Below are 11360 nucleotides of genomic sequence, written 5' to 3' on the forward strand. Positions count from 1 at the left end.
CAACGCTGCCGGTCCGATCAGCGGCGGAGGCGCTGGCCCTTCAGGACCTTCTTAAGTGCCATGTCGCGCTTCAGCTTGGACAGATGGTCGGTGAACAGCACGCCGTTCAGATGGTCCATCTCGTGCTGGACGCAGGTGGCGAGCATGCCGTCGATCCGCTCGTCGTGGGCAGCGCCGGTCTCGTCGGTCCACTGCGCACGGACGCTGGCGGGGCGGATCACCTCGGCATAATATTCCGGGATCGACAGGCAGCCTTCGTTGTAGGACGAGACCTCTTCCGACGGCTCGCTGATCACCGGGTTGATGAAGACGCGCGGGTGGCGGATCGGCTTTTCGTCCTCGTCCTGCTCTTCCTGCAGGTCGATCACCATCACGCGCTTCGCCACGCCGATCTGGATCGCCGCGAGGCCGATGCCGGGCGCATCGTACATCGTTTCGAACATGTCGGCGATCAGCTGCGGCAGCGACGCGTCGTCGGGGGCGACCGGTGCGGAGATATCGCGCAGGATCGGATCGGGAATTTCGAGGATTGGAAGAATGGCCATGCCGCGCAGCTAGGATTTGGCGGCGGACGGGTCAAGGCTCACACGATCGGCCGGCGCGCGCGCAACGCCTGTGCCAGCGTGCCTTCGTCCATATAATCGAGTTCGCCGCCGACCGGGAGGCCGTGGGCGAGCTGTGTCAGGCGGACGGGAAACGCCTCGATCCGCTCCGCCAGATAATGCGCCGTCGTCTGGCCCTCCAGCGTGGCGTTCATCGCCAGCACGACCTCGTCGATGCCGCCGGCAGCGACCCGGCGGAGCAGCGCGTCGATCGTCAGATCCTCCGGGCGGATTCCCTCCAGCGCGGACAACCGGCCGCCAAGGACATGGAATCGACCCGGGAACAGCCGCGACCGATCGAGCGCCCAGAGGTCGGCGACATCCTCCACGACGCAGAGCATACGCGGGTCGCGGCGATCGTCGCGGCAGATCGCGCACGGATCGCTGGTGTCGACATTGCCGCAGACGCCGCAGGTCGCGAGCCGATCGGCCACCGCCCCCAGCGCCTGCAACAGCGGGGCAAGCGCGCTTTCCCGCTTTTTCAGCAGGTGAAGCGCGGCGCGGCGGGCGGAGCGCGGGCCGAGGCCAGGGAGGCGGGCGAGCGCCTGGACGAGCCCTTCGATTTCGGTGGATGCCATGCGGATAGCGATATGGGCTTGCATCGCGGCTTGCCAAGCGTTTCAGGGGGTGGATGCGTATCATCTTCATGGGAACCCCCGATTTCGCGGTGCCGACGCTCGACGCGCTGGTCGCGGCCGGGCACGACATCGTCGCGGTCTACAGCCAGCCCCCCCGCCCCGCCGGCCGCGGGAAGGCGTTGCGGGCCGGCGCCGTGCAGGCGCGGGCGGAGGCGCTTGGCCTGCTCGTCCGCTGTCCGCTGTCGCTGCGCGATGCGGAGGCGCAGGCCGCGTTCGCGGCGCTCGGTGCCGATGTCGGCGTGGTCGCCGCCTATGGGCTGATCCTGCCGCAGGCGGTGCTGGATGCGCCCCGGCTGGCGTGCCTGAACGTCCACGGGTCGTTGTTGCCGCGCTGGCGGGGGGCGGCGCCGGTGCAGCGCGCGATCCTGGCCGGCGATACGGAGACGGGCGTCGGCATCATGCAGATGGAGCGCGGGCTCGATACCGGGCCGGTGCTGCTGGAGGGGCGGACGGCGATCGCGGGCAAGGACGCGGGCATGCTGACCGCGGAACTCGCCGCGATGGGCGCGGCGCTGATGGTGCGGGTGCTAGGCGATATCGATGCGTACCCGCGGGTGGCACAGGAGGGAGAGACGACCTATGCGCCGAAGATCGACAAGGCGGAGACGCGGCTTGACCTGAGTGGCAGCGCAGCGGCGGTCGAGCGGCAGGTCCGCGCCTTTGCGCCGGCGCCGGGGGCCTGGTTCGAACATGCGGGCGACCGGGTGCGGGTGATGGCGGCGGAGGTGGTCGAGGGGAACGGACCTCCGGGTACCGTGCTCGACGATCGGCTGACGATCGCCTGCGGCACGGGCGCGATCCGGCCGACCGCGGTGCAGCGTGCGGGCCGCGGCGTGATGACGACCGGCGAACTGCTCCGCGGCTTTGCCGTGCCCGTCGGCACGCGGATCGCATGACGCGGTTCCGGCTGACAGTGGAGTTCGATGGACGGCCCTTTATGGGCTGGCAGCGGCAGCCGCATGGGCCGAGCGTGCAGGCCGCGATCGAGGCGGCGGTGCTGGCCATCACGCGCGAACCCGCCGCCGTGACCGCCGCCGGGCGCACCGATGCGGGCGTCCATGCCGAGGCGATGACCGCGCATGTCGACATCGCCCGCCCGTTCGATCCGTTTCGGCTCGGCGAGGGACTCAACGCGCTGCTCCGCCCGCAGCCCGTGGCGATCCTGTCCACCGTGGCGGTCGCGGACGACTGGCATGCGCGCTTTTCCTGTGTCGGGCGGCGTTATCGCTACCGGATCGTCAAACGGCGCGCGCCGCTGGCGCTCGATGCCGGGCGGGCGTGGCATGTCCGCGCGCCGCTCGATACCGACGCTATGGCGGCGGCGGCACGGGTCCTGGTCGGGCGGCACGACTTCACGACGTTCCGCTCCGCGCATTGCCAGGCGGACAGCCCGGTTCGCACGCTCGAACGGCTGGAGCTGACCCGGACCGCCGACGGGATCGACATCCATGCCGAGGCGCGGTCGTTTCTCCATCATCAGGTCCGGTCGATGGTCGGTTGCCTGATGCTCGTCGGGCGCGGCCGCTGGTCGGTGGCGGATATGGCAGATGCTCTGGAGGCGCGGGATCGGACGCGGCTCGGCCTGAACGCGCCGCCGGACGGGCTGTATTTTACCGGGGCGGTCTATCCGGACTGAGCCGGATCAGACCCGCGTACGGAACGGCGTAAAGTCGGTGTCGTCGTCGTACACGTCGATCCCCTCGCGGCGTTTCAGGAACCCGACCGCGGCGTAGGTGGCGGGGGTCAGCACGACCTCCCACGTCACCTTCAGCACGAACTGGCTGAGCATGACCATCAGCAGCGCATCGCCGGACCAGCCGACCGCGCCGTAGAAGGCCAGCGGGTAGAAGATGAGGCTGTCGACGCCCTGCCCCGCGATCGTGCTGCCGATCGTCCGCATCCAGAGATGCCGGCCGCGGGTGCGGAGTTTCAGCCGGGCGAGGACCAGCGCGTTGGCGAACTCGCCCGCCCAGAATGCGCAGATCGAGGCGAACACGATGCGCGGGACCTGGCCGAACACCTGTTCGTATGCCGCCTGCCCCGTCCAGCCGGCGTCGGGCGGCATCCGCACGACGATCCACGACATCGCCGCCATGAACAGCAGCGCCGCGGTCCCCGCCCAGATGCAGCGCCGCGCGCGGGCATAGCCGTAGACCTCGGTCAGCACGTCGCCGATGACGTAGGAGATCGGGAAGAACAACAGCCCCGCACCGAACGGCCAGGGTCCGATCAACGGGAGGTCGACCACCGCGCGCTTGCCCGCGCCGATGACGTTGCTGAGCAGGAGGATCGTGACGAACGCCACCATGACGAGATCGTAGTAACGAAACGGGCGGTCGCCGAGCGCGGTCGCGGAGGGCTGGTCTGTCACGCTGGGCCTCGTGATTCCGTGGGCAGTGGCTCTTATTAGGCGACACCGAACAGGCGGGTCAGCGATTTTTCGAGCATCAGCAGCTGCCAGAGCAGGCGGCCATGGTCGGCACGGCCGCTGCGATGGTCGTCCGCAACCGATTTCAGGCGTGCGCCGTCGAACCAGCCGGTCGCGGACAGTGCCGAACCCTCGCCGATCCGCTGCGCCTCCGCCGCCAGCGGCCCGCGGAACCAGGCGGTGATCGGCGTCACGAACCCCATCTTGCGGCGATACAGGATCTCGTCCGGCAGACGGCGGGCGAGCGCCTTCTTCAGGAGCCACTTGCCCTGCCCGCGGTGCAGCCGCATCGACGCGGGCAGCCGGGCTGCTAATTCGACCAGCCGGTGGTCGAGCAGCGGTTCGCGCGCCTCCAGGCTGACCGCCATGCTGGCGCGGTCGACCTTGGTCAGGATGTCGCCGGGCAGCCAGATCTGCATGTCCGCATATTGCGCGCGGTCGATCGGGTCGCGCGCCGGGGCGTCGGTCATCGCCTTGACGTAGCGGTCCTCCGCCCGGTGGCCGGACAGGCTGCGCGCGAAGCCGGGGGCGTAGAGCGCGTGGCGATCGGCGTGCGACGTGATGCCGACCGCGGTGGCATAGGCCTCCGCCCCGCTCTGCCCCAGCGATTGCAGTGTCGATTTTGCGCGGAACATTTGCGGCGCCCAAGCGAGCTTCGGATAGGCGGCACCCAGCCGGCCGAACACCGGTTCGCGCAAGCTGGCCGGGATCATCCCGCGCACGCGCTCCTCCGCGGCGTGGAAGGCGTGGCGGCGATATCCGGCGAACGCCTCGTCCGCGCCGTCGCCCGACAACGCCACCGTCACCGTCTCGCGCGCCAGTTCGCAGACGCGGTAGGTCGGCAGCGCGGAGGCATCCGCGAACGGCTCGTCATAGGCGGCGACCAACGTGTCGATCAGGCCGAAGTCGCCCGCCGCAACCGTCCGTTCGCGGTGGTCGGTCGCGAACCGGTCCGCCACGATGCGGGCATAGCGCGTCTCGTCATAGCCGGCGCTGTCGAACCCGATCGAACAGGTCTGGACGGCGTGCGGGCTGGCCTCCGCCATCATCGCGACGACGCCCGACGAATCGACGCCGCCGGACAGGAACGCCCCGAGTGGTACGTCCGCCACCATCCGCGACCGGACGGCGTCGCGCAGGCGGGCGTCGAGCTCCTCGGTCAGCGCGGCGACGCTGCCGGTGGCCCGATCGGCGAAGCTTAGCTGGTACCATTTGGTCGGGGCCGGCAGCGGTTGCCCGCGGCGGACGAGCATGTGGTGCCCGGCGGGCAGCTTGCTGACCCCCGCCACGATGCAGGCGTCGTCGGGGACATAGCCATAGGCCAGATAATCGTCGATCGCGGTCAGGTCGGGCACCGCACGGAACAGCGGGTGCGCCAGGATCGCCTTGAGTTCCGACGCGAACAGCAGCGCGCCGTCGGACAGCGTCGCGTAGAACAGCGGCTTCACGCCGAACCGGTCGCGCGCCAGGAACAGCGTGTTCTCGGCCGCATCGTGCAGCGCGAAGGCGAACATGCCGTTGAACCGGTCGAGGCACGCCGGCCCCCAGCGCCGGTAGGCGTGCAGGATGACCTCGGTATCGCAATCGGTGTGGAAGCGGTGGCCGGCGAGCGACAGTTCGGCGCGGACCTCGGCGAAGTTGTAGATCTCGCCGTTGAACACGATCGTCAGATGGTCGAGCAGCATCGGCTGCGCGCCGGCCGGCGTCGGATCGATGATGGCGAGCCGGCGATGGCCGAGCCCGACGCCGCTGCCGGTCCAGACCCCCGCGCCGTCCGGCCCGCGATGCGCGATCGCGTCGGTCATGCCGCGGACGCGCGCGGGATCGACGGGCTTGCCGGTCTCGCGGTGGAAGATGCCGGCGATGCCGCACATCAGCGCGTCGCCCGGTCGGCAAGTGCGTCGATCGGCCCGATCGCGGCGCGGAACCGGTCGAGCGCCGGGCGCGCGGTGCCGCCGCGTGGGGCCTGCGCCGACAGGATGATCGCGACGGCGCGCTGTGGTGCTCCGGTCAGCCGCGCACGGAGGGTTTCGAGTTTCACGCGAGTCTCGCTGCCGGTGGTGAGGGTGCCGATGCGGTAGAAGATCAGGACGTCGCGCGGCGTATCGCCCGGCCCGACGATCCGCATCGCCCGGCCATCCGCGACCTTTGCGCCGTCCGCCCCCCATGTCCAGCGGCTCTGCGGATCGACCGCACCGATGCCGTAGCCGACGACCTCGTGGCCCTCCTCCTGATCGCCGTACGCCGCGATCGCGAGATCGACGACGGTGCCGTCCGCCGCGCGGTAATGCGCCAGTGCGAACCGGTCCGCACCGGGGAAGCGCGGTGCCCAGGGCAGACCGTGCGTTGCGGACACCGGCGTCCAACTGTTCGGAGAGGGTAGAGCAATGGCGGCCGGGGCGAGGCGGCCGCCGGAAGCGGCGAGTTCGGTCCACGTGACGGGTGCCGCAGCGATCAGCACGGCCGCCACCGCGACGGCAACGCGGCGGCGCGGATCGGCGTGCGGCGGCACCGGTTCGATCCGCGCGGGGTCGAACGCGGGATCGTCCGGCGCGCGATCGAAAAAGCGCCAGCTGAGCCCGAGCAGCAGTCCGATCACGACGGCGAAGAACACCCAGCCGTAGACGACATGATCGAAGCTGCCGGCGACATCGGTGTCGGTATAGTTCGCGACCAGGATGGTGCCGAACGCCCGCACGCCGTTGGCGAGCACGGGGATGACGATCGCCAGTGTCATGAACGCGATGCGGCGGCGGATGCTGCGGAAGCAGACGTTTGCGGCGAGCGCGCCGAGCGCCACCATCGCGATCAGGAACTTCGCGCCGGAACAGGCCTCCGCCACCTCGAACCAGCCATGCGCGGTGGTGATGAAGATGCCGTCGAGCCGCGCGGCGATGCCGAACAGATGGAGGAGGGCCATGCACATCTGCGCCGTGATCGCCTGAAGCGGCGGCACCAGCCCCTCCCCCGCCGGCACGAGGAAGAAGGCGTAGCAGAGGGGGAACAGCAGCCCGCGGGTGACCGCCGGGCCGAGCGTCGCGACGACCACGCCCTGCAGCATCAGCACCAGCCCGAGATGCCGCGCGATCGCGACCCCGGCAGCATGGCCGAGCAGCCAGCCGGCGGCCCCCGCGGCGACGATCAGCAGCCCCGGCGCCCAACCGCGCGGGCAGAGCCGAGCGAGTTCTGGTGCGCGCTGCCACACCAGCCAGCCGATCAGCGGCAGGATAAACAGGCAATGTTCGAAGGTCGAACTGGTCCACCAGATGCGCGCCATGTCCGCTGCATCGCCACCGAACAGCAACAGCACGGCAAGCATCGCGGCGATCACGATCGGGACGGCGGCCGCCCACGCGTCACGGGTATCGGTGGTTTCCGGCGCGACCGGCACCGCACGCATCGCGGTCATTCGGCCGCGATCGCGCGTGCGTCCCCTTGGCCCGTCACCATCGGCGCCAGCGGCGTGAGCACGCGGTCCCAGCCGTAGCGCTCCACCATCCGCGCGCGCGCGGCGCGGCCGAGCGTGGCGCGACGGACGGGATCGGCGATCAGTGCGCGGACGACGTCGGCCTGACGGTCCGGCCCCGCGACGATCAGGTGGCGACCGGGTTCGGCGTCGATCCCCTCATGCGCGGACGGGCTGGCGACGACCGCCTTGCCCATCGCCATCGCCTCCAGCACCTTGTTCTGGATGCCGCGCGCGAGTTTCAGCGGAGCGACCACGACGTCGGCGGCGGCGAGCCAGGGGCGGACGTCCGGAACCTCGCCGACGACCATGACGCCCGGCAGAGTCGCCAGTGCACGCACCGCGGGGACCGGCGCGCGGCCGACGATGGCGAAGCGTGCGGTGGGGTACGAAGTGCGGACGGCGGGCAGGATGTCGCGCGCGAACCCGTCGACCGCCTCGACATTGGGGGCATAATCCATCTGGCCGGTGAACAGGATCAGCGGACCGTCGCCCGCCGAAACCGGGGTGATGTCGGCGTCCGGATCGAAGGTGGCGAGATCGATGCCGTTTTCCAGCGCGGCGACGCGGCCGGAGACGGCGGGATGACGGTGGGCGAAGACGTCCGCCTCCGCTCGGCTGACGAACAGCGACAGGTCGGCGCGTTCGGCCACCTTGCCTTCGAAGTCCGCCAGCAGCCGGCCTTCGCGCGCGTTCACCTGTCGCCAGAGCAGGCCGGCGGTGGCCGCGTAGCCGTCGAACTTGGCGCTGTCGACGTCGACGAAATCCATCAGAAAACGGGCGGTGATGTCGTGCGGCACGAACTGCGCCATCTGGCCGGAGAAGGCGTAGACCGTATCGATCCGCACGCGGCCCAGCAGGCCGTTCGCCGCGCGGCGCATCGCGGGATCGTCGAACATCGCGAGCGACACCGGGCGGCGCGACGCGAGCGCGGCCACCGCCCCGAACGCTCGCCCGCGCCGGCGGACGATGACCTTTGACGACGACACCCACGGTGCCAGTCCGGCGACATGCGCGGCGTCGGCCTCATCGTCGGCAAAGGTCAGCAGGTGGACGCGGCCGAGCGCGGACAGTGCTTTCAGGATATGGAACGACCGGATCTTGTCGCCGCGATCGGGCGGGAACGGGACGCGGTGGCAGAGGAACAGGATGTCGCGGCTCACCCCAGCCCCCGCGCGATCCAGGGGCCGATCAGGTTCGCGACGGGCAAGGGCAGCTTCTTCCACAGCGCGATCTTCGCCTGGTACTTCGGATCGAGCGGATTGATCTCGCGCGGGGTGTCGCCGTGGACCGCGTAGGACAGCGGTTGCGGATCGAAGCCCCAGTTGCGCTTGAACGCGGCGGCGCCGGTGCCGACCTTCGACCGGCCGAAATCGAACCGCGTGCATCCGCGCGCGCGGGCATGGCCCATCAACGCATAATACATCAGGTCGTTGGCGCGCATGGACCGGGCCTCCGTCGTCCCGCCGCCCCAATAGGGCATCACCGTGCCGCGATGATAGAGGCTGAGCACGGATGCGATCGGCCGCCCCTCGTGACGGACGGTCAGGATGTCGGCGTCGTCTCCGAACCGGTCGAGCACCGAGCCGAACAGCTTGGCCGGGAACACCGGCGTGCCGAGATTGTGTACGCTAGCGGCGTAGACCGAATGGTGATCGGCGCGCTCCGCCGCGTCGCGACCGGTGGTGACGGTCATGTCGTTGCCGAGCGCGCGGCGGACCTCGGCGCGTTGCTTGCGCGGGATGGCAAGCAGTTCGGCTGCGTCGTCCGCGGCGATCGGGCGGGTGAAGCCGACATAGGTCGTGTCGTCGCGGTGCCAGGCGGCGGGGAGCCAGCCGCCGCGGAGTTCGACCGAGGGGCAGGATGAGCGTGCGGCGAGCGCGACCGCGGCGTCGGCAAGCGTTTGGGCGGCGGTGTCGTCGTCCGCGAGAATGCCGCCCGCGACCGCGAAACCGGTGGCGGCGAGTGCTCGACCGAATAGAGCGGAGTGGACTTCGGTCAGCGGGAGGATGCCGACTAGGGTTTCGGCGCGATAAACGGCGAGGAGGTGCGGGGTTTGCTTGCAGCCTGCGCAAACGGCGAGGTTCCAGGCGGAGAGGTGGAACGGCGTGCCGTCGGCGTGCTGGCGGGCATAATCGTCACAGCGAGCGACCTGCGCGGCGTCGGTGATGACGTTGCGCACCGACAAGCCGGTGACGGCAGGCCGCGTCTCACCATGCGGCCTATGCACTGGATACGGCGTTAGGTGCTCTTGCGACAAGGTTGTGTCTAGGCCCCGGCCTGCGCCGGGGAACCCTCGAGGGAGCTTTGGCTCACAGCGTTGCGGCCTGGCGGGCGACGACGTGGTCGGTGCGGTCCCAGGCGAACTCCTTGAGGAGCCGTTCCAGCTTGCCCTCCATCGCGGACAGCCGGCTGTAGTGGCGCAGTTTCGAGCGGAGCGGGGCGTTCGCGACGCGCGGCTGCTGGGGGTCGATCTCCCAAGGGTGGAAGTAGAACACCGCCGGGCGCCCTTCCATCCCGTTCGCGCGGCCGATCGCCCAACGCGAGAAGGCGTAGGGCAGCATGCGGAAGAAGCCCCCGCCCCCTGCCGCCAGCGTGCGGCCGCCGATCCGCGCGGTGGTGACGGGGAGTTCGATCAGCGGACTGTCCGCCAGCGGCCGCCAGATGTAGCGCGGCGACTCGGGCCAGCCATAATGATCGTGCCGGACCGGCGCGACGCTGGACGAATAGGTATAGCCCGCCTCGGCCAGCACCGGGTGTGCCCAGGGTGTGCGGGCGTCGATCGAGAAGCTCGGCGCGCGGTAGCCCGTCACGCGGACGCCACCGGCATCCTCGATCGCGGCGCGCGCATTTTCCAGGTCGGCACGGAACTCGTCTGGCGTCAGGGTGAACACGCGCTTGTGATCCCAGCCATGGCTGGCGATCTCGTGCCCGGCCGCGACGATCTTGCGGATCAGCTGCGGATGCTGCGCCGCGACGCAGCCGAGCGTGAAGAAGGTGCTCTTCACCCCCACCCGATCGAACAGCGCCAGCACCGCGTCCCCGTTCCGCGCGACGCGGTCCTCGCAACCCGCCCAGTCCGAACGCGGGATCACGTTCTCGAACGCGCCGACGTGGAACCAGTCCTCCAGATCGACGGACATCGCGTTGCGCATGGGCACGGACTGGGCGTCGGGCATGAGACGATCAGGCCGCGTTGTGGCGCGAACGATCGGAGCGCAGCGGCGCATCGCTTTCGACCCAGTCGATCAGCAGGCCGAGCACGCGGCGCAGCGACGACTCGAGTTCATCCTGGCGCGCCTCGATCGCATTCAACCGGGCGTCGTACGCGGGTTCGGCACGGAGTGGCGTGACCGACGCGCTGCGCAGGCGCGGTTCGTTTTCGGCGGCGACGCGTGGGCGGTTGGCATCGCCGTCCATCTCCGACGCCACGCTGTCGACCAGCGCCGCATCGATCACGGTCCGATCCTCGACCGCAGCAGCGAGCAGGACGCGGCCGGCGATCTGGTTCAGCTTGCGGGGCACGCCGCCCGAATGGCGGAAAAAGGCGTCGTACGCGGCGGGCTCGAAATCCGGATTGCCCGCCCAGCCGACCCGCGCGAGGCGGTGGAGCATATAGGGTTCGACCTCGTTCGCGGTCATCGGATCGAGGTGATGCGTCGCGATCACGCGCTGGCGCAACTGCTCCAGCCGGTCCGACTGCTGCAACAGCTCGCGGAACTCGGGCTGGCCAAGCAGGAAGATCTGGAGGAGCGGCTGGTTGCCGGTCTGGAAATTCGACAGCATCCGCAGCTCCTCGAGCGCGCCGAGCGACAGCGTCTGCGCTTCGTCGACGATCAGGAGCGTGCGGCGGCCGGAGCGCGCCTCGTTGACCAGATGGCGTTCGATCCGGTCGATCAGTGCCGCCTTGTCGTGCGCACCGCCGCCGACGCCGAACGCCTGCGCCACCAATGCGACAAGCTGGTCGGCGTCGGCCTGCGTTGACACCAGCCGGACCGCGGTCAGGCGCTGCGGATCGACCGTCTCCATCAAATGCGCGACCAGCGTGGTCTTGCCCGCGCCGATGTCACCGGTGATGACGATGAAGCCTTCGCCCTGCGCCAGGCCATAGCCCAGATAGGCCATCGCCTTGCGGTGGGTGGCGCTTTCGAACCAGAAACGTGGGTCGGGCGTCAGCTGGAACGGGCGATCGGTCAGCCCATAATGATCTTGGTACATAGTGGCGT

At 69.9% G+C, this 11360-nt stretch carries 11 protein-coding genes; 2 read left to right on the forward strand and 9 right to left on the reverse strand.

The window, feature by feature from the left end; translation table 11 throughout:
• Positions 1–17 precede the first annotated feature (17 nt).
• Positions 18–545, reverse strand: coding sequence for a peptide deformylase (gene def, locus ACFSGX_RS07445; RefSeq protein WP_380928760.1), 528 nt, complete (start codon positions 543–545; stop codon positions 18–20).
• A 38-nt stretch (positions 546–583) separates the two neighbouring features.
• Positions 584–1180: a recombination mediator RecR gene (gene recR / locus ACFSGX_RS07450; protein ID WP_157177544.1), complete on the reverse strand. Its 597-nt coding sequence runs from the start codon at positions 1178–1180 to the stop codon at positions 584–586.
• A gap of 53 nt (positions 1181–1233) precedes the next feature.
• On the opposite strand from recR, the gene fmt reads away from it, so the two are divergent.
• Positions 1234–2136, forward strand: coding sequence for a methionyl-tRNA formyltransferase (gene fmt / locus ACFSGX_RS07455; RefSeq protein ID WP_380928762.1), 903 nt, complete (start codon positions 1234–1236; stop codon positions 2134–2136).
• Complete coding sequence (gene truA, locus ACFSGX_RS07460) at positions 2133–2876, forward strand: tRNA pseudouridine(38-40) synthase TruA (RefSeq protein ID WP_380928764.1); 744 nt, start codon at positions 2133–2135, stop codon at positions 2874–2876. The genes fmt and truA overlap by 4 nt, the downstream gene beginning before the upstream one ends.
• Before the next feature lie 6 nt (positions 2877–2882).
• Here the strand turns inward: truA and ACFSGX_RS07465 are convergent, their stop codons facing one another.
• The 7 genes from ACFSGX_RS07465 to ACFSGX_RS07495 form a co-directional block, all read right to left on the reverse strand.
• On the reverse strand, positions 2883–3611 hold the full coding sequence (locus ACFSGX_RS07465; RefSeq protein ID WP_380928765.1) for a queuosine precursor transporter: 729 nt from the start codon (positions 3609–3611) through the stop codon (positions 2883–2885).
• A gap of 35 nt (positions 3612–3646) precedes the next feature.
• A complete protein-coding gene (locus ACFSGX_RS07470; protein WP_380928767.1) occupies positions 3647–5542 on the reverse strand; it encodes an XrtA/PEP-CTERM system amidotransferase in 1896 nt (631 codons plus the stop codon).
• Positions 5542–7077, reverse strand: coding sequence for an exosortase A (xrtA, locus tag ACFSGX_RS07475; protein ID WP_380928769.1), 1536 nt, complete (start codon positions 7075–7077; stop codon positions 5542–5544). Before xrtA ends, ACFSGX_RS07470 begins: the two co-directional genes overlap by 1 nt.
• Positions 7074–8297 (reverse strand): TIGR03087 family PEP-CTERM/XrtA system glycosyltransferase, encoded by a 1224-nt coding sequence (locus ACFSGX_RS07480; RefSeq protein ID WP_380928771.1) that lies wholly within the window; start codon positions 8295–8297, stop codon positions 7074–7076. Before ACFSGX_RS07480 ends, xrtA begins: the two co-directional genes overlap by 4 nt.
• Positions 8294–9364, reverse strand: coding sequence for a FemAB family XrtA/PEP-CTERM system-associated protein (locus ACFSGX_RS07485; RefSeq protein ID WP_380928772.1), 1071 nt, complete (start codon positions 9362–9364; stop codon positions 8294–8296). The genes ACFSGX_RS07480 and ACFSGX_RS07485 overlap by 4 nt, the downstream gene beginning before the upstream one ends.
• Before the next feature lie 82 nt (positions 9365–9446).
• Positions 9447–10289, reverse strand: a complete 843-nt coding sequence (locus tag ACFSGX_RS07490; RefSeq protein WP_380930010.1) for an XrtA system polysaccharide deacetylase — start codon at positions 10287–10289, stop codon at positions 9447–9449.
• A 31-nt stretch (positions 10290–10320) separates the two neighbouring features.
• Positions 10321–11352: an XrtA/PEP-CTERM system-associated ATPase gene (locus ACFSGX_RS07495; RefSeq protein ID WP_380928774.1), complete on the reverse strand. Its 1032-nt coding sequence runs from the start codon at positions 11350–11352 to the stop codon at positions 10321–10323.
• Positions 11353–11360: the final 8 nt, after the last annotated feature.

Origin of the sequence: Sphingomonas arantia (assembly GCF_042682045.1) — a bacterium.
GTDB classification, from domain to species: Bacteria; Pseudomonadota; Alphaproteobacteria; order Sphingomonadales; family Sphingomonadaceae; genus Sphingomonas_R; species Sphingomonas_R arantia.

Excerpts from the sequence above, each read along its gene's own strand:
- def (WP_380928760.1), bottom strand. The coding sequence starts at position 545 with ATGGCCATTCTTCCAATCCTCGAAATTCCCGATCCGATCCTGCGCGAT.
- recR (WP_157177544.1), bottom strand. The coding sequence starts at position 1,180 with ATGGCATCCACCGAAATCGAAGGGCTCGTCCAGGCGCTCGCCCGCCTC.
- fmt (WP_380928762.1), top strand. The coding sequence starts at position 1,234 with ATGCGTATCATCTTCATGGGAACCCCCGATTTCGCGGTGCCGACGCTC.
- truA (WP_380928764.1), top strand. The coding sequence starts at position 2,133 with ATGACGCGGTTCCGGCTGACAGTGGAGTTCGATGGACGGCCCTTTATG.
- ACFSGX_RS07470 (WP_380928767.1), bottom strand. The coding sequence starts at position 5,542 with ATGTGCGGCATCGCCGGCATCTTCCACCGCGAGACCGGCAAGCCCGTC.
- xrtA (WP_380928769.1), bottom strand. The coding sequence starts at position 7,077 with ATGACCGCGATGCGTGCGGTGCCGGTCGCGCCGGAAACCACCGATACC.
- ACFSGX_RS07490 (WP_380930010.1), bottom strand. The coding sequence starts at position 10,289 with ATGCGCAACGCGATGTCCGTCGATCTGGAGGACTGGTTCCACGTCGGC.
- ACFSGX_RS07495 (WP_380928774.1), bottom strand. The coding sequence starts at position 11,352 with ATGTACCAAGATCATTATGGGCTGACCGATCGCCCGTTCCAGCTGACG.